A 24,019-nucleotide genomic window follows, 5' to 3' on the forward strand; every position below is an offset into this window, starting at 1 on the left:
CCGTGTTACTTCACCGAACATCATCTCTGCTTGATCCGCCGCACGGTAGATTTGAGAAGGTGGCGCAGGTCACCTACGCCCCGTATCGTAACCACCACCGCAATGCCGAAGAACACCAGTGCGGCAATTCCAAAGAGTATAAGCCAGAAGAGTGCGCCGGCCGTCATGGTTGCTCCGCGGTTGTGAGATGTTTGGGAGGTGATGTGCGCTGACTCGCCAGCGAGCCGACGATCATGCCAAGCGCCGCAAGAATGAAACTGAGGATGCCGGCAATGTTCACGTCAGCCATGAAGGCCAGCCACGCCGGTAACGAGTCACGCGACTTTTCCAGCACGAGGAAGCCGGCAGGCGCGAGCGCGCCCATGATGAGCGACGTGTAGGCTCCGACGTTGTTCGCCTTGCGCCAGTACATCCCCGCAGCGACGCACCCCAGAGCCCCTGAAGTGTACATCGCCCCTGTCACATACAGGTACTGGAAAGCGGTATCCGGAATCTGATACCAGAGACCGAACACCAGGAGAAACGCCCCGATCACTCCCGCAACAACTCTGGTTATCGCAACGGTCGTCGATTCCGGAAAATCTTCAGGCCGCGCACACGCGATGACGTCTCGTGCCAGTACAGAACTCCATGCAAGCAAATACGCGCTGTAGGTGGACATCGACGCGGCGAGCATGCCCGCCACGAGCAACCCGAGAAATCCCGGGGGAACGACAGCGCCAAGGAGCCTCGGCATCGCAGCGGCGCTGGTCAGGCCCGGACCGAAAAACGCGAGTGCAGCAGCCCCCCAGAACATTGGTATCATTGCCCGCCCCGCAAACGTCAGGCCCGTCCAGAAAAACACCTTCTTCGCCACTGCCGGACTTTCTGAGGCCAGGGCTTTCGACGTCCCGGGCTGCCACAATGCTCCTGCCGCCACACTGCACACGAGAATCCAAAGTACAAAAGTCCAGCCGAACCGCGGATTGACGAAGGGGTCAACCCCTGACGCCCCCAGCGTGTTTGACACCGCGGTGCTGATGCTTGTCAGGTCCACCCGCCACAACACGGCTATGGTCGCCACCAGCATTCCGAACGCCAGGACTACAAATTGCATGAAGTCCGTGATCACAATCGAAAACATGCCGCCGAGGATCGTGTAGGAAACGACGATCAGAATCATGACCGTCATGATGATCGCGAGCGCTCCCGGACCGAACCCCATCACTTCCGAAAGGAAGATCCCGTCGAACTTCAGAAAAATCCCCATATTGAGCACACCCCCGAGGAAGAGGATGATCCCGCCCAGGAGACGAACCTTGCGTGAGTATCGCAGCTCGTAGTACTCGGGGATGGTCATCACGCGGAGTCGGCGGAGATTCTCTATGATGAATCCCGTTCGACCCACAACCACGTAGGCAATCATCGCCAGAATGCCGATGATGAACCCCGAAAAACCCGCCACGTACCCGAGTTCTCCGTAGTAGACAAACGTCACGGTCCCCAATTCGGTGGCTACAAATGTTGCAATGCCGAGGGAGACTTTCACTTTCCTGCCGGCAACCATGTAGCCGGCGAGGTTCTCAACGTACCTTTTTGCCCAGATGCCGAGGGCGACGCTGGCGAGCAGATATGCTACGGTCAATATCCAGTCGATGGCTCCGAAATTCATCCGGCAAACACCTGCTTCCAGAACTGCTGGTACTGCTTCCATTTCATGAAGTTGATCCCCCAGTGCGGGCTGGCGCCGGTCATCCAGCAGGTGACCCTCCCTGTGCCGAACTTCCGGGAGGCAAGCAAGGGATGCCAGGTTCCCTGATTCTGAATCTCCACCACTGCTTCACATCCGTCGCGGAGCCGCGACTCGTTAAAACCCAGAAGCGGAGGAAGTGTCGACCAATCGAGTCCTCTGACCATCGGGTTCTTCGCATCGTTGCACCGCACTTCGTACCCTGCGGTCGACTCGATCAGGTCATCCCCCTGAAGGCAGACAACGGGGAACACGTCGTGTATGCGTGAGCGTCCCCACCCCCCTTTCCCCAGCTCCCCGCCGAAGCTGTACCATCCTCCGTTCATATGGAAATGTCCTCCCCGGGTGATCCAGTCGCGGAGTATGTCAAACCGGTCAGGGAACGTCACAGGACTATCTCCCCACTTGGCACGCTGGAAAAAGTCGGGATGCAGCATCAGACATTTGGTTTCCACGTCCGCAAAGACGATGGCGGTTGACCATCGAAGCCGCTCCTCGAAAGCTTCGGGAGAGAGGTGATACAATTCCCATGACGGCTGAGAGATGACTTCTGCTCCGGGAATCGCTCTTAGCGCGTCGACGAACGGCTGCGCGTAATTGAGCATTTCGACATCTTTCACTTCAGACTTGAATGGGGATTCGATATAGGTCTGGCCGAGTTGGATGCACCAGTTGCCGACGTGCCAGATCCGGGGCGTAGCGTGGCTAGTCATGGACACGGCTCTTTCTTTTTTGAAGAAGCGTTCCTTATGAATTGAAGGACATTATAATGAAACCCTCAATAAAAAACCACGACTCTTGTTTGGAGGATAGATTGGGCTGAGTAGAAGTTATCTTTGAATCGTTATTACTGATTCCATCAGAAGATGTCTTTGCGATTCTTGGCGTTCTTAGCGGTTGTCTTCTAACCGCAAAGGCCGCCCGCCTACCCCAACGTGCCTCATGAGGCGGGCAGGCAAAGAGGCGCCAAGAAGGTTTTTGAGAGGAGCTCAGGTGATGCAATCCTGAGCTTGACATTCAGCCGCGACTTTTCTAACATAGGCCAGTTACCTGATTCTGGCTGGTAGCCGTCCCTCTGTTCCCTCCGATTTGTTGTTTTGTATTCCATTCATGATCCTGGAGGCGCTATGGTCGTTCTCTGGCTCATCATCGGTTGCGTGGTTGTCTCCGTCGCTTTCTTCCTTCCTGGTCGCTCCCCGGAGGTTTGGCCGAATATCAACAGCGCCGGGATAGCGTTGCTTGTGTATCTTGTCGCACTCCTGGGAGTATACTCCCGGTCAAAACACCTCACGCTGCGACGCCGGAGTACTGTCCTCGTGATTGCCGCATTGGCCATTCTGGCCGGAGTGTTCTCCTGGAAGCAGATGGAGGACCAATCCAAATGGCAGCGGCAGAAACTTGGGGAAATCGGTACAATCATCGGCCGCGGCATCTATGCCGCGATGATCACCGATTCGCTCCTCTGCGTGCTCGACGACTACCACCATCAAAAAGGGAAGACCAAAGTATCGTTGGGCGAGATCTACCGAAAAAGATATCCGCCTGGAAATGTCGGCGATCCCTGGAGCTCTATACGAGCGACGGGCAGGCCCAATCCTCCCGATGATATATTCCTCGCAGCGATTTCTGATACGCAGGTTGTCCTCGTCGCCCGGCATCCATGGTACAGGGGAGAGGATACTGCATTCGCCACTTACAACGGACCCAAAGGGACTCTGCAAGTCCGGGCGACCCTGACCGAGAAAGGACTTCAGTATGTCACAGAAAACTGAACCCACGGGCGCCGGCCCCGCGACGGAATTGTCCAATACATATCTTGTCAGTCTTGTTGTTGCTTCGGCATGTGTACTCGTGCTCGTCTTCGCCGGCTCACGGCTGCTGCCGAATCCACTCGCTGCTTTCCATATCGAGGGGGCTGGTCCGGTTCCACTTCTGTACCCGTGGATCCTGGCGGGCGGACAAACGATCGCCAATGGCCTGACGGAATTCTCCGGTTCTTCACTGGCGCAGGCCGGCAATTCAATATTCATTACTTCCCTCCTGGGCATTCTCTTTTCCGGAGTCCTGGTTCCCACTCTTACTCTTCTTCTTATGGGCCGGCACAGGTCTGCAGCGGGACGCGGTCTCTATCTCGCTTGTCTCATTGTTTCCGTGACGCTCGCTGTCACTGTGCCGCTCACGGGTTACGTAGCATACACAGTACGGCTGTCACTGCGGGAAGCCCAGGCGGTACAAACAAACAGAGATTATGTTATCAATGAGCTCAACACCATTGCATGGAAACTGCGAGAGTACCGGATTGTTCCGAAGGCTCTTGGTGGAGGGGAAGGTGCAGTTGACGGATATGTCTTGCCCCCTTCGCTGGCAGAGACTGAGGATGCGACGTACGTGATACGGCAACCCTCTCACGAATCAAATGGATACATGGGACCGCTTATGGCGACACTGCGCGCGTCCTCAAAGAAGTATCCTGGCTGCGAGGTCGAAGTCTCTGTGGGGACTCGCGGGCAATTGGGGTTATGGTCCTACACAGGAAAATTTCAATAGTTGATTATGGCAGCGGTTGCTTCTGATGACATTGGAAGGAGTAAATGACATGGGTGGTCAGACAAGGAGTTTGTTTTCACTCGACTGGAGATGGATCGTGGCAGGGTACTGCTATCTGATTCTGTTTCATCTGCTGCCAACGTACCTCATGGGAGGCTCTTCTGCCTTCCTCGTTCGTCCACATCTGCCTGGCGACGAGGGGGCCGGTTCTGGTTTGCAGCCTTGGGACATGGGGATAATCTGGTTGTTGGCTGGAGTGCTGGTGGTGGCGTTCGTGGTGGGGTGGAAGTCCAGGGGATTCACGATACTGGAGCCGGCGGTGTCAGGGGCACTGTATGCCCTAACAACGGCGCTCGCTTTTCACCAGTTGGCCACTCCCCGCATTCGTGAGCGAGCAGTACTTGCCATTACGTTCCTGGTGCTCATCGTTATTATTCTTTCGGTAGCGAGCGCATGGGTAGGGGAAACGGTGCAACGGTGGAGATTGAGGAAGAATGAAGAGTCCTCGAACCCGGAAGATGGAAGGTGAGGATTTTAAGTTCGATTGTGCCAGGAAGGCATTGTCCGGTGTAATGTCTTCCTGGGCAATTATCAAGATCCTGCAAGAAGGCTCGGCGATCGCTGAGCCTTCTTCATTGTATCCCCTCAGATTGTTCGCGAATCAGCCGGGTTGAATCTCGGACAAACAAAGTCTATGTTCATCGTTGAACGTCTCTGGAGGTCAACGTGCGTCTACGTCTGCCGGTTCAATCGACAGCCCATGTGTTGCGAGGATCCATCCCTCGCATGTCCAGCTTGCTGATGCCCGTTTTGCTTGCCATATGGCCCTGCTATTCCAGTGCGCAGAAGGTCGATCATCGTTTTGCCCCCGCGAACTACCAGACAGTCATCTGCTACCCCGACGACTGGCAAAAGACCATGGTCAGTGAGCGCGGCGGGTTGTCATACGATTTCGGCCCAGGCCCGTATGCCCGGCCTCTCACGGAGATCACGGTGGGAGTTGCCGGCACGCGGATGATCGCGGACAGACAATTTCTTGATGACGCTCGGATCCCCGTAGTGACCACCACGCTTCGAGCGGACTCCACACTCATCCGTCTCACAAGCTTCGCAATGCTCCCCGCGAAACCGACCGTGTATCCCGCAACGCCAACCTGGAACAAGGGCCGCGTCCGGAGAGAGGGGGGGATGAACGGCTGCATCGGTTGGGCATCGCCCCCGGATAGCGTTGATGATGCATTCCGCAACGCGGCGTGGGGAACCAATCGCCCCATCCTCTATCGTGTTTCGGTGGAGCCCGGATCCTCCCGCCGGATCGCACTGGGAATCTGCGAATCGTACAAAGCACAGGCCGGCATGCGGCCGCTGGAGTTGCGCGTGGAGGGAGCAGCGCCGCAGGTCGTCGACCCGATGGCCTCCGGTGTCAAGAACACACCGCAGGTTCTGTTCTTCGATGGGACCGATGTCAACGGCGACGGCTGGCTTAACGTCGAATCTCATTCTGCCGGACCGGACGGAAACACCATCCTCAACGCCTTCTGGGTGTTTCGCGCGCACGTACCGATGACCGCAGCACAGGTGATGAGCGGCGAAGGATCCCGCCGCGCTGAACTCGTCCAACGGTGCGGTACTGAGCTTGAAGAGAATGCGCCCGCTCTCCGCGCCGATGCCATCATCGCAGAATTCTCTCAGGGAGCAAGAGCTCCACAGGTACTCGTCAAGACGCGAAGACCGCTCACGCCGGCAGCCAGTGCCGACGCTCGGTCGGAAAAGCCCTCCGGGCTCTGCCTCACCACCCATCACGAAACCGGGACAGATCCCGAACCATATCTGTTCTCCCGCCCCCGACCGGCCTCTATGAAGAGAACAAGCGATGGATGGCTGCTGGAATACTCTCCTCATACTGCAAGGGTTGAGATTGTTGTCGTTCACGGTAATCACGGCGAACATCTCGTGAAGTCGATCCCGGACACCCGTAATGAGCTGGCCGCTACTCGTGAGTACTGGCTGAATCAAAAAACTTTTCCCGTCGGGGGCATCGCTGTTCCCGACAGCGGAATCCAGATGCTGCTGGATGCCGCCGTGCGAACGATTTATCAGGTGCGCGAGCGTGTCGACGGGATCGCCCAGTTCCAGCCCGGACCGTCAGTCTACCGCGGCCTTTGGATTGCAGACGCGGTGCTGACGGGCATCCCAGTCGCAATGCTGGGAGATACGGCCAGCCTCTATCGGTACCTGGAAACGGGCTTCCGGTCCCAGCTGCCGACCGGACAGGTCCGCACGCTCTACCCGACCGTAAGCATAGTCGAGACTCCCGCCTGGGCCTTCGCAGCGTTCTGGGTGGCGCGGGCAACCGGTGACCATTCCTGGATCGCGGCGCACTGGACAGAACTCGGCAGGGCCCTTGACTGGATCTGCTCATTGCGCGAACAAACGCTGGGTGATCAGCGAACTCCTTTCTACGGTCTTCTCCCCGCCGGATTTGTTGACGGCGGACTCTCGATACCGATGTCTGATTATGGGACGCTCTGGTGGTGCATGATGGCACTTGAAGAGGGATCGCATGCTGCAGAGCTTCTCGGCCAAGGCCCCCGGGCGGCAGCGTGGCGTTCAACGCTGCAGGGGTTCGCTTCTTCTTTTGCTGTCGCTGCCCGCCGGGATATTCTCCGGGATCATTTCGGCAACCCCTTTCTGCCGGTCGGAGTCGGAGACACTGCGGTCTCCGTCCCGCAACGCGGCCAATTCGCACTGCTGCTGCCGATTCATTTCGCTTCGTTCTTCGATGCGCCGGGGAGCCTGACCGACAGCCTCGCCCGCATGAACCTCATCATGCTGGAAAATTATCTGAGCCAGGGGCTCATCCGCGGCTCTGGCTGGATGCCGCAAGGCCTCTGGCCGTGGCTGGGAGGGGTTTTCGGGATGGCACACCAGAGGATCGGTGATTCCCGTCGGGCCGTGGAGTTGATGTATGCATACGCGAATCACGCCGCGCCGACGGGCGTGTGGGTGGAGGAACAACTTCCGCGTGCAGTCGGTCCCGGTACTGCCGGCGATGTATCAGACGCCGAAGCGAGCGCGGTCTTCATTCATCTCACGCGTTATCTCCTCGCCACAGAACGCAAAGACGGGCTGGAACTTCTCGGAGGTGTGCCGGAGGCGTGGCTGAGACCGGGAGCGGTGGTTGGACTGAGCAACACGCTGAGCGAGTTCGGTCCGCTCACATTCGAATTGCGCGTGGGTGAGGAGTCCGCCGTACTTACCGTCGCGCCGATCTCCGGCCATCGGGCTCCGGGTGGTCCCTATCTCTCCACTCGGGCACTGCGCGGCGCAGGGTTTACACTGCCCGACGGTCGGCCGCTCCCGGACAAACTGCGATGGGAGTGGCAGAAGAGTTTCCGCGCGGAATTCAAGCGGCGACCGTTGCGGTAAGATGGTGTTGCAGTTCAATTCAGACGCGAGTTTCCGCCGCACGAAAGGAAGATGATGAGTTTCACACGGAATGGCGATGGTTCGACACTTCACCAGGCTCAGTGCAGGCTTCGCTCACCACAGGTTCATGATTTGCGATTGAACTGCGATGGCATACGCTCAACCTAAATCGACAATCGAAGATCGACGATCCTAAACCGAATATGCGGAGTGGAATGACCGAGTGATTAGAACACATCTCAAAAATCCCCTTGGCGCTTCTTCTTTACCCCGACGTTCCTTGTCGGGGGCGGTCTTTGCGGTTAGAATATAACCGCAAAGTGCGCCAAGGACCGCTAAGAAGATCTGGCAAATAATTGGGAAATTCTATTTGTGAGATGGCTTCTACTGAGGCAGGACGAAGTACTTCGCTTCGACATTATTGTTGAACTTCGGGGTTTCGAAAATCACCTGCCAGTCGAGCTTCATATCTGCGATTGAGGGGCTGTCAAGTACCGTGTTTTCCGCTCTCATGGTCTTGTCGTTGTAGTACTGGTCCAGCATGGACCCATTGCCCGAGATGGTTTTGCCGATCATCTGTACGATAGCCGTCACCGAAAAGCCATAAGGCGGAGCAGGCGCTTCCCCGCCGTCGAGCGTGATCCGTGCACAATCGTAAGGCGAATCGGCCATCGCCTCCCAAATCGTTAAGTCGTTTCTCCAGGGGAGAAGATTTGCATAGACTATCATGTATCCGCTCAGGGGGCGGGCGACCTCCCGGGAGAAGGGTTCATTGAGCGGGACCGGGTCGTTCGCTCCTCCCTTGACGATGCGAGGCCGGTTGGCTGGAGGCAGATGAGCAAAACATCTTGACTGGATCTGTTCCACCAGCCAATTCTGCTGTTCAGTAGTAAAGCTCTTTGCGGTTAACCACGATGACGTGATGTTCCTGCACACGAGATAGAATTGATAGCTGGAAGCACTGCTCTTAAGATCCATGCCCACCAGAGCGACACCCCACCGATATTGCCTGAAATTAGCATTCTGGTAGAGTGAAAGTAATCTGTAGAGAGGCATGCCGGTGCCGGCGTTTGTCTCGACGCGGAAGTCGATTGTCTGATCTCCTGGTGAGACCTGAGATGTCGCGACAAAACTCGAATCACGTCCGTTTGTGATGAAGGCACGAAGTGTGTGTTTTGTCGAGGCGAGTTTCGGCAAAGTGTACTTGCCATCGGCATCGACTGGCACCTTCACACTTTCCCAGTCGCTTGTTGCCTCCACCCATCCGGTGAAAGATCCCTGCATCACCACCGCCGGCCTATAGGAGGCGAGGTACGTTCCTTCAAACCGCTCCCGAACGCGTCCGCTGATATCGTCACGAGGGGCGAAGTCAAGATTGATGACCTTCTCGATGGTCCGGTTCATGTGGTCAACAACCCTGATCAATCCACGCTTTGATCCATTCTCATCGCGATTTGTAAGGTAATAGATGACTGAATCGTTGCTCGCGTTCAGCTGGAAGACAAGGCCGGGACTCAGCGGGGAAACTGAAAATGTCATGGAGTCTTGTTCCGGATCATATGCCAGACCTTTCTTCCAGGCGCGGGATACCAGGCCTTCGGTACCACCCAGACCGCTGATGATCTGCGGCAGTTGATTGACCCGGACATAGACTGAATCGGAGGCCATCGCTCTGCGCCCCGACGCGTCTTCAAGCGTAAGTGTAGGTTTGAAGATCCCTGGAACAAGATAGGTGTGTGAGGTTTGGGCCGAGTCTCTGCTTCCTGAAAGGTTCACTGTATCTCTCTTCGTCCCGTCGCGAAAATCGATGATACCGCGTGCAAGTCCTAATTCTGCAGCTGCACGCATGCTGAACTGAACGGCTTGTCCCTCAGAAATATTTCTGGGGCCGGCACTGAAGGAAATCACAGACGGGAGGAGGTGTGGTGCGACGCCTGAATCCTCGCAGCCAAAGGACAGGATGCTGAGGAGGATCGCGATGACAGGAAGCGAGCAAGACAGATTCTTCATTGTGGGTCCCCGCTCCAACTATCTGAAGCACGAAGAGATCATGTTCTAAAGAAATCCGGGGCTAAAAGTAAGTTAACTCCTGTGTCGACCAATATCAATGAGCGACGGTGAGTGGATCGGTCCGATACACTCCGGGCTGCTATGTCTTGGGCAGGAGATCTTCGTGGCGACGGCGTCATTATGGAAAAAAGTATATATTCCAGAATAGTCATCTGTTGGGCTCGCAGTATATGAAACTTGGATCAGGAGATCTCAAATGAGAAACCGTGTTGTTCTCTTGTTGCTTCTATTGACCTCATGTCAGTTGGTTGATTCAGTGGCTCAGCAGTTGCCCCTCGTCTACCAGGTTGAGAACACGGGCGCGGACTGTCCTAAACCGCCGCTGCTTCTGTTGAATCAACTCCCAACAATCCCGTCTTTGCCCGATCCGTTCGCGTGGGGGGATGGCAGAGGGCGTATGTCCGGTTTTTCCGACTGGCGGTACCGGCGCGCCGAGATCGGCGCACAGATCCAATATTATGAGATCGGCGAAAAACCGGTTCGTCCGGACACGATAGCGGCGAGCTATTCCGGGGGCGTGCTGACAGTGAACGTAACTGTGAAAGGTAAAACGCTCACGCTGACTTCGCGGGTTGTTCTCCCGGCGGGGACCGGACCATTTCCCGCAGTGATCGGCATGAATAGTCCCACTGGCAGCATCCCGTCTACCATCTTCAGCAGCCGCAACATTGCACAAATCACGTTCAGCCATAATCAGGTGACGACGTATGGCGGTCCGCTAAGCACCGACCCCTACTACCGGCTATACCCTTCTTTCGACCAGGATAATACGGGACAGTACAGTGGATGGGCGTGGGGGGTCAGCCGTATCATCGACGGACTGGAGCTGGTGCAGAATGTTCTCCCCATCGATCTGAAGCACATAGCCGTCACCGGTTGTTCGTATGCCGGCAAAATGGCACTCTTTGCCGGAGCGTTTGACGAGCGTATTGCGCTCACGATTGCTCAGGAGTCGGGGGGCGGCGGCGCCACGTCGTGGCGATACTCGCATTCCGAGCCTGCCGGTACCGTGGAGAAGATCGACAACACAGATTACAATTGGTTCATGAATTCGATGAAACAGTTTTCGGGCGACAATGTCTGGCGCCTCCCAGTGGATCACCATGAGTTGATGGCGATGTGTGCGCCCCGGGCGTTGTTCGTTACGGCAAACCCGGATTTCATATGGCTGTCAAATCCGTCGTGCTATGCCTCCAGTAAGGCTTGTCAGCAGGTCTATAACGCTTTGGGAATAGCCGATAGGTTTGGCTTTTCAATTGTCGGTGGACATAACCACTGCGCGGTCCCAGGAAACCAGATACCGGAAATCGGGGCCTTTGTGGACAAGTTCCTTCTCGGGGTGGACACGGTGAACACAAACATCGGTGTCACTCCTTATACTAACGATCTTAGTTCCTGGATACCGTGGAACCCGCCGACGCTTTCTAACATCCCTTCGTATTTCTCCCGGCCATCATTAAACTACCCTGCCAATCTCCAAAAGGGTCTGGACAAGAACATCACATTTAGATGGAACAGGGTGCTGGATGCGCAAGAGTACTTCATCCAATTATCTGTGGACCCGACATTTTCGAGCACTGCGAAGAGTGATTCAACGACCACAGACACGGTAAAAACACTCACTAATTTGCTTGATGGCAGAACATACTTCTGGCGTGTTCAGGTAAGGAATGGCGCCGGCGCCTTGGGTCCATGGAGCGATGTATGGAGTTTCACCACGTACATAGCTCCGCCTGCCATGCCGCAATTGGTTGCTGCCAGTCCGTATCCAAATCGGGACGGCTGGATTACGTTTAAGTGGAAAAAAGTACTCAACGCTGATCAATATGCGATCCAGCTCTCCGACACGCAGAGCTTTGCCACCGTATCGTTCGAAGCTGCAGCATCAGATTCCTTCAAGATCTTGACCAGTTTCTACGAAGGACAACGGTTCTACTGGCGTGTTCAGGCAAAGAACCTCACGGGCTCTGGTCCCTGGAGCGATGTATCTGGGTATACTCTGCTCTATGCACCGACGGATCTCGTGTTGCAGAGAACCGGAATAAATGAAATCACCCTCACGTGGACTGATCGTTCAACAGTTGAAGACGGATATGTGATTGAACGGAAGCAGAGTCCGCAGACTTCATTTACGGTGCTTGATACTCTCAAGGGAAGCGGGAGCTCGTATGTAGACAAGAAAGTAGCTCAAGCCTATACATATAGAACAAAAGCGTACATGAAGCTGGGGGAATCAGACTATAGCAATGATGCTTCCTTGCTTGTTGCTGTAGACGTCAAAAAGGAGGAAGGAATACCAACAGAGTATTCATTGCATCAGAACTATCCCAACCCGTTTAATCCATCCACAGCGATCAGCTATCAGCTCTCGGCTGACAGCTTCGTGACGCTGAAGGTATTTGATGTTCTGGGCAGAGAAGCCGCAACCCTCGTCGGAAGCGAGCAACGGGCCGGGCATTACAGTATGGTCTGGGACGCGAGTGGATATACGGGAGGAGTGTATTTTTACCGCCTTCAGGCGAGAGATGCTTCCACAGGCTCAGCGCGGAGCTATGTGGAGACGAAGAGGATGGTACTATTGAAGTAAGAGCAAGTGAATTGTCGATTGCCGATTTATGATCTTCGATTGAAAAACAAGAGATCAGGGTTGATCCAAATCGAGAATCGACATCTCGCGGTGAGCGCTTGCCTGAAGTGATCACAAGTGGCGCTGCCCAAGCCTGCTTGCATGATCAGTTGATTTCAGCTGAAGACGGTCTCGGCAAATGAGTTCGTAAGGTCCCCTTCTGTCCTGCTCTCGCTGCAACCCGCCCGCGTATCAACTCAGCGAGGATATTCATAAATGAGAATGTGACGCGCAAGTATGATATTGATTGTTCGGCAACCGTGCAGTACGTTTTCGAAGATGTTGTTTTAGAAAGTCCCGTTAGGGACGAGATGTTTGTGGATCGAAAAAAGAGACATTCTCTGTGAACTCCGTCAGGAGTGATATTTCCATGTATTCAAATTTCACGTGTGACAGGGCACTGCATGCATGAAATTAGATCGCGAGCGTGGAGCATCTGCGAGAAGAACGTAACCATGAGAACGGATTGTTGCTTGTTCTTTGCTCTCTGTTTCTTCTTGCTCTCACCGCTCTCTGTGAATGGCCAGTGGGTTCAGACGACCGGGCCGACGGGTGGGAGCATAGCGCAGGTAGCCGCCGCAGGCGATTGTCTTTTTGCCAGCACGCCTGCAGGGCTCTTTCGCTCGACCGATGGCGGAATGTCGTGGAAGATCGCCAACACAGGAATACCCAGCCCCCCAATCGTACGCGGAGTGGTCGCGCTGCCAAACGGAACAGGAGGCAAAGATTTCTACCTTTCCACCGGATATGGCGTATTCCGCTCGACCAACCGCGGCACAAGCTGGAGTTCGACGAGCACAGGTCTGACGGATAAGAACGTACTCCTTCTTGTAGTCGATTCCATTACAGCCGGGAGTGCTAACCCGGGGCTCTATGCCGCGACAAGCAGCGGCGTGTTTCGAACCACCAACAGCGGTTCAACCTGGATCCCCATGAGCAATGGAATGCCAACGACTTCAATTTCCGACCTTGCCATCTTTCCCACACCGGGCGCATCGGGGAGCGCGAGTCTGCTTGCCATGAGCTGGAACCGCGGCGTGTTTCTTTCCAGTAACAGCGGTTTGAACTGGTCCCGCGTGAGCGGGGGGCTGCCCGACACGGCAGCCGGCGGGCAAAGTCTTTCTGCGTGTTCTGGTTTGGGGCGCACATATCTCTACGCCTCGTATTGGAATGTGGGTGTGTATCGGTCGACCGATGGAGGGCTCTCGTGGGCTGCTGCAAATTCCGGCCTCACCTCTAAGGACGTCAGGTGCTTTGCCTGGTCCGTGGCGAGCGGCGGTACTTCCGGGTTCACTTTGTACGCCGGGACATCCGGGGGCGGCGTCTTTCGATCCACGAACGCCGGCGCGAGCTGGACCTTGATCGACATTGGTCTTTCAAATGGATTCGTGAAGGGACTCGGAATTATCCCTCAGTCCATTGCATCCGGCGCGGCTCTCATCGCCGGAACGAACGACGGGGTTTTCATCTCGTATGGTACGTTCGGTACGTGGAATTCAATGAACAATGGATTAGTGGCAACAACTGTCAACTCGCTCGCAATGGGAGTGGACCCCGGCGCCAAGGATAATCTCATTCTCTACGCAGGAGCAAGTCTGGGCTCCTCCTATTCTGCAGATCGCGGCAAATCGTGGTACCCTAAGAATGCAATCGCTGCAAGACCGCCGCCGCCGGTGACGATGGCGGACAGGTCTGTGAACGTTCTTGTGGTCCGTGGCAATTCCACTTATGCGGGAACGGATGCCGGGATTTTCTTCGCTGCGGGCGGCGGCGGATCATGGCTTCCCAGAGATACCGGCCTCTCGAGCCGCGATATTCGCTCGTTCGCCGTTTCAGGTCCGATGCTCTTCGCGGGAACCCGGGGCGGAGGAGTGTATCGCTCGCCCGACGACGGCAACTCGTGGTTGCCCTTCAAAATGGGGCTCGCGGATCTCGAAGTGAACGCGCTGCTGATCGATGGTACCACGATCTACGCTGCGACTGCGACGAAGGTGCATCGCGCGGAAATCAATGATACAACCTGGACCTCGTTCAACAACGGCCTTCCTTCAAATCGAGTTCTCACATTTGTTGCGAGCCCGATAGGTATTCTTGCCGGAGTATCGTCGGGCGGGGTCTATGTGCTTCCTCGTGGTGGGACAACGTGGAGCCAGCTCGGTACGGGAATGGAGAACCTCACCGTCAGGTCTTTTTGCGTTGTGGGTAACAGTCTATTTGCCGGAACGTCAGCCGGGATCTATTTGTCGCTGAACGGCGGAGACCAATGGGCACGCGTGGACACTGAAATCACAACACCGAACATCACTGCACTTGCCGCCGGATTCACGGATCTGTTCGCTGCAACAACGGGATCCGGCGTCTGGCGCCGGCCCTATCAGGGAATGATTCCGGCCCCTCCGCAAACGCAGCAGGCGTGGAAGTGGGAGATCCCGACGCACGACTTCCCTGACCTCAATGCTGTCGCCCGCGTCGATGACAGCACTCTCGTCGCCGTCGGCAATTTGGGCACGATCATACGAACGACAGACGGGGGGCAGACTTGGGCTGCACAGTTGAGCTGGACCATGGCCAACCTGCACGGAGTCTGGTTCGCAGATGCACGAAGAGGATTCGCGGTCGGTGATTCGGGATTAATACTTCCGACGCTGACCGGGGGGACAATCTGGTCGACTCAGTGTGTCGACTCCGCTGCCCGGTTGATCGCTGTCAGCTATCCCAATCCTACAAACGGTACTGCCGTCGGAAAATATGGCGCCATCTATAGAACGACGGATGGAGGGGCGTCGTGGAAATTTCGTTACGGTGCTCCAAATGCCGATCTCAACTCGGTTTCGTTCTCGAGCGTCAATGCCGGCACCATTGTATCACAGAACGCATGGGTGTACCGGACGACGAATGGCGGCCTCCTGTGGCGCCGCCAGGTGAGCGGCTATGAGCAATTCGGCTGGTCGTTCAACGGAGTGTGTTTTGCAGACGACAGCGTCGGTACCGCCGTCGGAGATGCCGGCCTCATTATGCGGACAACGAACGGCGGAGCAAAATGGAGTGTGCAGGTGAGCGGAACGTCGTATCGTCTTCTCGGCGTATCATTCACCGATCCGCAGAACGGCGTCGCTGTAGGCGAAAATGGCATTATCCTCCACACATCGGATGGAGGAACAACATGGTCGATCCAGGAAACTTTCCGCACCGACTGGCTCTCTTCTGTCTGCTTGATGAAATCAGGAACCGGAATCGCAGTCGGGAGTCACGGTGCAATTGTCCGGACGACCGATGGAGGATTGACCTGGACACTTCAAACGACCAGTTCGATAACACCGCTGTACTCCGTGGCATTTTCTGATCATTGGTCTGGGATGGCTGTCGGATACCGGGGCACTGGATTTCGCACGACGGATGGAGGGGGCACGTGGCGGGCCCTGGTCACCGGCACGACTCAAGAGCTGAGGGGAGTATCCTTTACCGGTCCAGGCAACGCTGTCATCGTGGGTGCGTATGGAACAATACTCCGAACGACCAACGGCGGAGCATCCTGGATCGATCAATCGAAACGGCAGACGAGTTCATCAATCTATTGGTTTACCGGTGTTTCGTTCGGCAATTCCACAAACGGCGTGATCGTCGGAAGATTGGATTCTCTCACATCCCCCACATCCGGATTCTCGATGCCGGCCATTTTGCGCACGACAGACGGAGGGAAGACCTGGACGCAGCGAACGGCCTCGGGAAACCTGGGACTCCTGTCGGTATCGTTTGGCGACGCAAACACGGTGTACGCGGTGGGAGAAAGCGGGACGATACTCCGCTCTGTTGACGCGGGTTGGACCTGGAGCGCGCCTTCGAATTCAGTCACGACCAGGAAGCTCAATGGGATTTTTGCGAGCGGGGCTTCCATAGCGACGGCGGTTGGCGATGCGGGGACAGTTCTCCGGACGTCAGACAGTGGGAGCACCTGGATCCAGCGCCAAATCGGAATGTCCCGGGTGCTTAAGGCTGCATGGTTTGTCTCGCCTGACGTGGGGTTGGTGGTTGGGGAGTCCGGGTTGATGTTCAGCACGGGGGACGGAGGGACGACCTGGTCGGCATTTGCGAGTGGAACCCGCAACACGCTGCATAGTCTCTGGTTCACAGACGCGCTGAGAGGCGCTGCGGTGGGAGACTACGGAACGATCATTCGGACGATACGTGACGATGTTCTCTCGTCGATGAGAGACGGCCGGGATGGCGCTCCGAAAGAGTTCGCGCTATTTCAGAACTATCCCAATCCGTTCAACCCGGCGACAGCGATCAGCTTTCAGCTTTCGGCGGTCAGCTTCGTTAACCTCACGGTATACGACATCCTCGGAAGACAGGTCGCCACGCTTGTGGATGAGGTGATATCAGCGGGCACACACATCGTACGCTGGGACGCGTCACATTTCCCGAGCGGCATATATCTGTACAGGATTCACACGCGCGCCGCTGACGGCAATGGAACCATACAGAACGTCGCAACGAAAAAAATGATCCTTGTGAAATGACCGGGATATTGTAAGATCTTGCAGCTTGGCGCCTTTGCCTGCCCGCCGCACCAAAGCAGTGCTTTGGGCAGGCGGGCGTGAAATTCTCTTCCTGTAAAGGTGCCTATGACCCGGCTTCTGGACGGAGAACTCCCGAATGGTTGACATAAACAATGAATCCTCATGTAACTAACGTCTTAGAAATACCTTGAATAAGTCCACGGGATCTCACGGAACACCAGAAGGCATCGAGTGCAATTCTCTCTAAAGAAGCACAACCCCCCGCCCACTCTCTCACCCCGCATGCTTTACACGAGGGGTGAGGTGATGTTCTTCTCTCGGAGCACGAATAGTCCCCTCTGTGGGCTAGCACGTGTGTTGGGGAGAGGGGATGAAAGGGGTGTGTGCCGTCTTCCTCAATTAGTGCCGTTTCTTCTCCGAGTATCCGTTGGTGCTGTCGCGTGCTTGTTCAAGTTATCTCCGAGACGTGACATTAGTGCCGCGTCTAATAAATCTTATTGTAGTTTTCATCGCGGAGACCTGCCCGCCTCTGGGGGTTCCCGAAGGCAGGCGGGCGCGGAGTCCGCAGAGTATCGCAGAGGGAAAAGGTCAATAGGCTCTGCGTTGCTCAGCGTTCTCCGCGGCTCTGCGTTAAGAACCCAAAACAAAAACACAAGACTGCTTTCTAGAAATGGCACAAGGTCGAAATCGAAAAGACTCCTCGCTGCGCTTTGTGCAACTTTCCTGCTGGTTTCCGGTTGCGATGAGAATTTTGATCCCCGGGGCACGCTGGATAGGAAGCTGGTTATCTTCTCCATTCTCTCAAGCGACCGTGACATGCAGTTTGTCCGGGTGCAGTCAGACTATATGCCTGCGGGATATGACCCGCTGGGTTATGATGTGGACCACTCACTCAATGGTGTTTCTGTGAAGATAACCGAGTTCGGCAGATTCTACGAACTTCGTGATACGCTGTTATGGACATCTGACACCAGCCGGTACAAGTTCCCGATACGTACGTACTTCCTCGACTCATTTACACCGCTGAGGGGCAGGGCATACCGGGTGGTGGTTCGTGTTTCTCCGTACCGTGAAGTGAATGTCGGTGTCACCGTACCCGATCGGGCCAAAATTTCACTTGGTGCGGCGGCGTCGGAGATCCTTGATCGGCCTGACAAACTCCCTGTCGGCGCAATCATGAACTATCTTGTGCAACTGTCGAAGAGCACAAAAGGGTATATCGCGCGCTTCTACGTTTACTACGATGTATTGAAACAGAACGAGTGGTTCGAAGAAGCGGTTGAAGTTCCGATTACATCGGCAAGCTCGGATAATTCGACGATCACTCATCCCCGTTACCCCCGCATGATGCCGGCGTCATCAACATCGCAGGAGAACATTGTCTATCGCAATGCGTACTATAAGTGGGCGATCGACCAGGTAAATGACAAATACAAATCAACGCAGGTCATTTTCAAGTGGATCGTCCTCGTTGTGCTGCAGGCCGACCAGAATCTCTACGAGTACTATGTCAGCGCACACTGGGAACAGGACCCGTACTCGACTCGCCTGGACGAACCGCTTGGATCACGGGCTGGCACCGGAGTCGGCGTCGTTGGTGCCTACGGTCTCGATTCGCTTGTGTATCTACTTCCGTACGACTTCTGGGGGAACCGGTGAGGAAATTGTCGGTTGTCGATTTCCGATTTTCAATTGAATAGCGGAAACCATAGGTCAAACCGAATTCCCCATTGATGGGAAGCAGTAAACAGGAATCAAATCAATCGACGATTGGCAATCGGCAATCGAAAATGCGCGGGGGATCGTGCGGAGGTTGTACGCCCGGCGGGATTTGAACTTGTTGACTTGGGATCTTTGGGAAATCGCGGGATGCCGAGATGCAGGGGGTTGTCGATTGCCAATTTCCGATTGTCGATTGAACAGCGAGAGTTCAGGCTTGATCCAAATCGACAATCGACATTCGGCAATCGAAAATGTGCGGAGGATCGTGCGGAAGTTGTACGCCCGGAGGGATTTGAACCCACAACCCTCAGCTCCGTAGGCTGATGCTCTATCCAATTGAGCTACGGGCGCATTGTTAATACTCTGGTGCTTCGTTGCAGATCCCGATCAGAAAGCTGATCGGGACGCGCAAAACGGCAGCTACTCGCAAACAACGCTCGTAGGACGTTTTGGCGATTGAGCTACGGGCGCATTGAATTTACGCTAAAATCGCCAACTTCAACTACACGACAACCGTCAAAAAGACTAACTTCTGTAACTAATGTAAGAAAACGGTAATGTTATCTTCAGGGTTGTGTAGGCTCATATCTGCTTGCGTGAGTACATAGTAAGGTTTTTTTTGAAGATGCGCAATCCTGAAAAATCCAATCCACGGCCCAAATGGTAACAGGTACATTTCCAGTAGCGTATTGTTGGCCGCATCTGCGTTGGAAGAAAGCGAGTCCACAAATGTCCCCTCATCAAAGGGGTCGATTTCCGAATTGCAGCGTGAGGCGGTATCCTGAATGAATCGCGCCTATTACTCGTCAACCATCCAGTGCTTTCTGCAAACGACATCTCAGGATATCGTCGGGGAATTGTCCACCGCAAGCGAGTTCGGCGCAGAGCAGGATCAGAAGAATGCTTGGGTTGAGGAGATTTGCATCCTGCAACGGATCCTTAAGGCGCATCAAGGATCAATCTATTTTGAGTTCTCAATTCCACGAATGGGTCGTCGGATTGATGTGGTGCTCCTCATCGGACCGGCTATTTTCATTCTGGAATTCAAGGTAGGGGAGAAGCAATTCACTTCGAATGGGTTCGACCAGGTGTTTGATTATGCCCTGGATCTGAAGAACTTCCACGAAACAAGTCATCCTCTCGCCATCGCTCCGATTCTGATCGCAACGGAATCCAGTCAGTCGGAAATAGTCCCTCGATTCACTCCGCATGACGACAATTGTCTCTTCCCCCTCAAATGTAGCGCCCGGGATTTGGACGAGGCAATCAAAAACGTGCTCGCATGTGTGAAAGGACCGGATATCGTCGCATCATCATGGGAAGCTGGTCGCTATCGTCCCACGCCAAACATTATCGAAGCAGCAATGGCTCTCTACAATGGCCACTCAGTGACAGAGATCTCACGAAGCGACGCAAGCGCGAAAAATCTTGACGCGACTTCCCTCGCAATCTCAAGCATCATTCAACAATCCAAGAGGAACTCGACGAAATCGATCTGTTTTGTGACAGGGGTCCCCGGAGCAGGAAAAACTCTCGTTGGACTCAATGTCGCGACTCAGCATATCGACAAAACAAGCGAACTCTACAGCGTGTTCCTGTCTGGCAACGGACCGCTTGTAGCGATTCTCCGTGAGGCGCTTGCCCGGGACAAGGTTGCTTTCGAAAAAGCGAAAGGACGCAAAAAGAGGAAGGGTGAGGCATTCAGCGAGGTCAAGGCGTTCATACAAAACGTGCACAATTTCAGGGACGATTCGCTTGTTGATGAATCTGCCCCTCGAGAACACGTAACTCTTTTTGATGAAGCTCAGCGTGCATGGGATCTAGCCAAGACGGCAGATTTCATGAAAAGGCGAAAAAAACGTCCCGGCTTCGACAAATCAGAGCCAGAATTTCTAATTTCATGCCTTGATCGGCACAAGGATTGGGCCACAGTTGTTTGCCTGGTCGGCGGCGGCCAGGAGATTAATACCGGTGAGGCAGGCATTGGGGAATGGATCGAGTCCCTCATCAGAGCCTATCCCAAGTGGGAGATTCACATTTCCCCTCGTCTCACAGATTCTGAATACAATACGCAAGATGTCTTGGCGAAAGTTAAACCACAGAGCAGAATAACGTACGACGCCGATCTCCATCTTGGAGTGTCGATGCGGTCATTTCGTGCCGAGAACGTTTCACTTCTTGTGAAGCAACTGCTAGACCTTGAGGAATCTCAGGCCGCGCAAACACTCTCGCAAGTCAGAGACAAGTATCCGATCGTGCTTACAAGAGATCTGTTGAAGGCAAAACAATGGCTTCGGGAGAGAGCGCGGGGGACGGAACGCTTCGGTATCGTGGTTTCATCTCACGCTGAGCGCCTCAAACCTTACGCTATCGACGTCAAGTCCCCAATGAACCCAATCCAATGGTTTCTCGAAGGTAAGCAGCATGTGCGATCTTCATTCTATCTGGAGGATGTCGCGACAGAGTTTGATGTGCAGGGCCTGGAATTGGATTGGGCGTGCGTGACGTGGGACGCAGACTTTCGTTTTGGAAAGACCTCGTGGGAGCACCGCTCATTTGTCGGTGACAAGTGGAATCAAATAAAGAAGCGGGAGAGACAGATCTATCAGAAGAATGCCTATAGGGTGCTCCTCACCAGAGCACGGCAAGGTATGGTCATCGTCGTGCCCAAAGGGGATCCCGATGACCCAACTCGCAAACCTGCCTATTATGACCCCACGTATAGCTACTTGAAACGTATCGGATTTGAAGTATTGTGAATCCGTCGACGAGGCCGCATTCTAAAAGAAAGAGCCGCAAACTTCTCAGGGTCTGATATTACCCCAAAGACCAGATCCTTCAGGTTGATGCACAAACGCTGGCGATATTTGCATCCCTGAAGCGATTATTCAATTCAGCAGCACCGAGATCTTATCCACCGCCCCCTGCAACTCGTTTGCCGTAAGATGGCTGTAGACTTTCGTCGTTGTCACGTTTGAATGCCCGACAAGCGGGACCTGAATCGTTCACGAGCCGGTGAAGCTGCCCTCGCACCCGTCTGCGAAGAATTTGAGGTTGTCCTTGATCGAACGGGGCGGCTTCCTGTCAAGACCATCTTATCGACAGATTCACCCGGTGTCAGGACTTACTTGTCCGCCATGTCTTGTGGCGGACGTCCTGACACACCAATGGTCTTTCTGCTTATCTCCTCCGCACGGTCTCTTCGAAGCCCAATGAGTTTCAATGATCTGGCCACAAGTCTTGTGCGTGGACCAGCACATCATCCACGCATGCGAAGTCGCTTCCTGGAATCCTCTGATGTAATCCCTTCCTGTTTTGTCAATGCAAATGCCTTGTGAACGTCCGGAAGATTTGTGTCATTTCCGAAGCATAAATCTCTTCTCAAAGGCACGCTCATGAGATATGATCCCATAAAACATCATCGGAGATCGATAAGATTGCGGGGGCATGATTACTCGGAGGCGGGGGAATACTACGTCACACTTTGCGTTCATGCGAGAGCGCATGCGTTTGGAGAGATCGAAAATGGGTTGATGCTGTTGTCGGGCATCGGGGAAATTGCAGAGACTTGTTGGTAGGAAATTCCCAGGCATTTTCCTAACGTTGTACTAGATGAGTTCGTAATCATGCCGGATCACATGCACGGAATTCTGATTCTGAAAGAGTATGTTCCTGTCGGGGCTCAATATATTGAGCCCCGACGAGAGAATATTGAACCCCGACAAGAGAATATCGAGCCCCGAGAAGATCAAAACACGCACTTGAATCAATATCAAAGAATTGTCCCGGGATCATTGTCATCTATTGTCCGATCCTACAAAGCCGCGGTTACGCGGTTGTGTCGTCGTGAAGGATTTCCGGAATTCCGATGGCAGCGTAATTACTACGAGCACATAATTCGAGACGGCTCTGAATATGCCCGGATCCAGAAATACATCGCGGATAATGCGAACAAATGGTCAGAAGATGAGGAGAATCCACGGGCATTATCTTAGCTCCGTGAAGGCATAAGGTCGGGTGGTTGAGTGTTTCAGAGACTTGAACCGGTGCCAATGTGTCACCAGTTGCTCTTTCTCCTTTTGTCACGTTCGGGGCCCGTCTGATCCAACGTAGGATTGTCCTTACGATTTCCTCGCGTCTCTCATCTTCTCCAGAACCTTCCAGCCGTACAGCAGCGCCCTGGGCAGGTGGAATGGCCCTTTCCACATCGATCCCTTCAGCTGTGACGAAACAGAACCATCGCGATGCAGGTAGCCGAACCATTCTCCGTGTTGCGGATCCGGGAAATGCGCGAATGACCACGCATGCACCCGCTCATACCATTGCTCGTACAGAGAATCACCGGTCAGGTGATGGGCGGTGAGAAGAGCATACAACGCCTCAGTATGCGGCCACCAGAGCTTCATGTCCCATTCGAGCTGCTCTGTCGGTTTTCCCTCTACATCGATGAAGGAGAAAATGCCGCCGAATTCTTTGTCCCATCCCAGCTCGAGTGACCACCGCAGCACATCCAGAGCACTGCGGAGCAGCGACTGATCACTCCTGTGAAGCGCTTCATGCATCATGAACCAGCTGGTCTCAATTGCATGCCCCGGGTTGACGCACCGCCCCTCGGGAGAGTCCAACATCTCTCCGTTTGGCCCCACGATCTCGAACAATGCCTTCCGGTCCGGTTTCATGAAGTGATGGAGTACTTCGTACAGCGCTTGATCTGCGACCGCTGTGTACAGTGGATCATCATCGACCTTCCGCAGTTCCTGCGTGGTTGCCAGAAGAATCATGGGCATCGCGTGAGCCTTCGTCACCCTGGTTTCGGGAATCACCTTCGGCGTCAGGCGGCCGGGATTTCTGTACAGGTCGATGACCAGTCGATACGTTTCTCTCGCTTTGAGAAGTGCCTGCTGATCGCCGCTTGCCTTTGAATACTCTGCACACGCAATCGTTCCAAACGTCTCCGTAAAGAGATAGCGGCTCTTGCGCAGGGGCCGGCCGTCACGGGTCACCACGAAAAACATCCGCCCGTCGCTATCGAAGCCATGCCTGGTGATGAACTCGTATCCACTGCGCGCAGCGTCGAGCCACTCCGGCCGCTGCTCGACTTCATTGTACAGCTTCGAGAATGTCCAGACTGCCCGGCACTGAATCCACATCGCCTTGTCGGTGTTGTAGACCGAGCCGTCGCGATCAAGACAGTTGAGAATGCCGCCATGCGTGCGATCGATGGCATTGTTCAGCCAGAATGGTACGACATCTTCCAGGAGCGTCCGGCGATAGAGCGTCAGCAATTCTTCAATTCTTTGGTTTGTCATCGGAGGTCAGGTTATTAGAGCGCATTTCAAAAATCCTATTGTGTCATTGCGAGCGAAGTCCCGACCT

At 54.6% G+C, this 24,019-nt stretch carries 13 protein-coding genes and 1 tRNA gene; 8 read left to right on the plus strand and 6 right to left on the minus strand.

The window, feature by feature from the left end; translation table 11 throughout:
- Positions 1-20 precede the first annotated feature (20 nt).
- Genes NTU47_14900 through NTU47_14910 form a run of 3 tightly spaced genes read right to left on the minus strand, consistent with a single transcriptional unit; the run spans position 21 to position 2,442 of the window.
- Complete coding sequence (locus NTU47_14900; protein MCX6135099.1) at positions 21-167, minus strand: hypothetical protein; 147 nt, start codon at positions 165-167, stop codon at positions 21-23.
- Positions 164-1,693: a sodium:solute symporter family protein gene (locus NTU47_14905; GenBank protein ID MCX6135100.1), complete on the minus strand. Its 1,530-nt coding sequence runs from the start codon at positions 1,691-1,693 to the stop codon at positions 164-166. Before NTU47_14905 ends, NTU47_14900 begins: the two co-directional genes overlap by 4 nt.
- A complete protein-coding gene (locus NTU47_14910) occupies positions 1,648-2,442 on the minus strand; it encodes a glutamine amidotransferase (GenBank protein MCX6135101.1) in 795 nt (264 codons plus the stop codon). The genes NTU47_14905 and NTU47_14910 overlap by 46 nt, the downstream gene beginning before the upstream one ends.
- A 414-nt stretch (positions 2,443-2,856) precedes the next feature.
- Between NTU47_14910 and NTU47_14915 the strand changes: the two genes are divergently transcribed.
- The 4 genes from NTU47_14915 (at position 2,857) to NTU47_14930 (ending at position 7,705) form a co-directional block, all read left to right on the plus strand.
- On the plus strand, positions 2,857-3,501 hold the full coding sequence (locus tag NTU47_14915) for a hypothetical protein (GenBank protein ID MCX6135102.1): 645 nt from the start codon (positions 2,857-2,859) through the stop codon (positions 3,499-3,501).
- Positions 3,485-4,276 carry a hypothetical protein gene (locus NTU47_14920; protein ID MCX6135103.1) on the plus strand — a complete coding sequence of 264 codons (792 nt, stop codon included), beginning with the start codon at positions 3,485-3,487 and terminating at the stop codon, positions 4,274-4,276. The genes NTU47_14915 and NTU47_14920 overlap by 17 nt, the downstream gene beginning before the upstream one ends.
- 49 nt (positions 4,277-4,325) lie before the next feature.
- A complete protein-coding gene (locus tag NTU47_14925; protein ID MCX6135104.1) occupies positions 4,326-4,805 on the plus strand; it encodes a hypothetical protein in 480 nt (159 codons plus the stop codon).
- 257 nt (positions 4,806-5,062) lie between these two features.
- Positions 5,063-7,705, plus strand: coding sequence for a hypothetical protein (locus NTU47_14930; protein ID MCX6135105.1), 2,643 nt, complete (start codon positions 5,063-5,065; stop codon positions 7,703-7,705).
- A 384-nt stretch (positions 7,706-8,089) separates the two neighbouring features.
- Here the strand turns inward: NTU47_14930 and NTU47_14935 are convergent, their stop codons facing one another.
- Complete coding sequence (locus NTU47_14935) at positions 8,090-9,715, minus strand: PKD domain-containing protein (protein MCX6135106.1); 1,626 nt, start codon at positions 9,713-9,715, stop codon at positions 8,090-8,092.
- Positions 9,716-9,971: 256 nt separating this feature from the next.
- On the opposite strand from NTU47_14935, the gene NTU47_14940 reads away from it, so the two are divergent.
- The 3 genes from NTU47_14940 to NTU47_14950 all read left to right on the plus strand — a co-directional run bounded on the left by NTU47_14940 (position 9,972) and on the right by NTU47_14950 (position 18,580).
- A complete protein-coding gene (locus NTU47_14940) occupies positions 9,972-12,362 on the plus strand; it encodes a hypothetical protein (GenBank protein MCX6135107.1) in 2,391 nt (796 codons plus the stop codon).
- Between the two features lie 494 nt (positions 12,363-12,856).
- Positions 12,857-16,921: a YCF48-related protein gene (locus tag NTU47_14945; protein MCX6135108.1), complete on the plus strand. Its 4,065-nt coding sequence runs from the start codon at positions 12,857-12,859 to the stop codon at positions 16,919-16,921.
- A gap of 816 nt (positions 16,922-17,737) precedes the next feature.
- Positions 17,738-18,580, plus strand: a complete 843-nt coding sequence (locus NTU47_14950) for a hypothetical protein (GenBank protein ID MCX6135109.1) — start codon at positions 17,738-17,740, stop codon at positions 18,578-18,580.
- 340 nt (positions 18,581-18,920) lie between these two features.
- Here the strand turns inward: NTU47_14950 and NTU47_14955 are convergent.
- A tRNA-Arg gene (locus NTU47_14955) sits at positions 18,921-18,994 on the minus strand.
- A 434-nt stretch (positions 18,995-19,428) separates the two neighbouring features.
- On the opposite strand from NTU47_14955, the gene NTU47_14960 reads away from it, so the two are divergent.
- On the plus strand, positions 19,429-21,402 hold the full coding sequence (locus NTU47_14960; GenBank protein MCX6135110.1) for a DUF2075 domain-containing protein: 1,974 nt from the start codon (positions 19,429-19,431) through the stop codon (positions 21,400-21,402).
- Positions 21,403-22,764: 1,362 nt separating this feature from the next.
- Here NTU47_14960 and NTU47_14965 read toward each other — a convergent pair.
- Entirely contained in the window at positions 22,765-23,952 is a 1,188-nt protein-coding gene (locus NTU47_14965; protein ID MCX6135111.1) for an AGE family epimerase/isomerase, read from the minus strand.
- Between the last annotated feature and the right edge of the window lie 67 nt (positions 23,953-24,019).

The organism is Ignavibacteriales bacterium, assembly GCA_026390595.1.
Classification (GTDB): Bacteria; Bacteroidota; Ignavibacteria; order UBA10030; family UBA10030; genus UBA9647.

Bases quoted from the DNA above. Each gene is read 5' to 3' on its own strand.
- NTU47_14900 (MCX6135099.1), bottom strand. From the start codon at position 167: ATGACGGCCGGCGCACTCTTCTGGCTTATACTCTTTGGAATTGCCGCA.
- NTU47_14905 (MCX6135100.1), bottom strand. From the start codon at position 1,693: ATGGAAGCAGTACCAGCAGTTCTGGAAGCAGGTGTTTGCCGGATGAAT.
- NTU47_14910 (MCX6135101.1), bottom strand. From the start codon at position 2,442: ATGACTAGCCACGCTACGCCCCGGATCTGGCACGTCGGCAACTGGTGC.
- NTU47_14915 (MCX6135102.1), top strand. From the start codon at position 2,857: ATGGTCGTTCTCTGGCTCATCATCGGTTGCGTGGTTGTCTCCGTCGCT.
- NTU47_14920 (MCX6135103.1), top strand. From the start codon at position 3,485: ATGTCACAGAAAACTGAACCCACGGGCGCCGGCCCCGCGACGGAATTG.
- NTU47_14925 (MCX6135104.1), top strand. From the start codon at position 4,326: ATGGGTGGTCAGACAAGGAGTTTGTTTTCACTCGACTGGAGATGGATC.
- NTU47_14930 (MCX6135105.1), top strand. From the start codon at position 5,063: ATGTCCAGCTTGCTGATGCCCGTTTTGCTTGCCATATGGCCCTGCTAT.
- NTU47_14935 (MCX6135106.1), bottom strand. From the start codon at position 9,715: ATGAAGAATCTGTCTTGCTCGCTTCCTGTCATCGCGATCCTCCTCAGC.
- NTU47_14940 (MCX6135107.1), top strand. From the start codon at position 9,972: ATGAGAAACCGTGTTGTTCTCTTGTTGCTTCTATTGACCTCATGTCAG.
- NTU47_14945 (MCX6135108.1), top strand. From the start codon at position 12,857: ATGAGAACGGATTGTTGCTTGTTCTTTGCTCTCTGTTTCTTCTTGCTC.
- NTU47_14950 (MCX6135109.1), top strand. From the start codon at position 17,738: ATGCAGTTTGTCCGGGTGCAGTCAGACTATATGCCTGCGGGATATGAC.
- NTU47_14960 (MCX6135110.1), top strand. From the start codon at position 19,429: ATGAATCGCGCCTATTACTCGTCAACCATCCAGTGCTTTCTGCAAACG.
- NTU47_14965 (MCX6135111.1), bottom strand. From the start codon at position 23,952: ATGACAAACCAAAGAATTGAAGAATTGCTGACGCTCTATCGCCGGACG.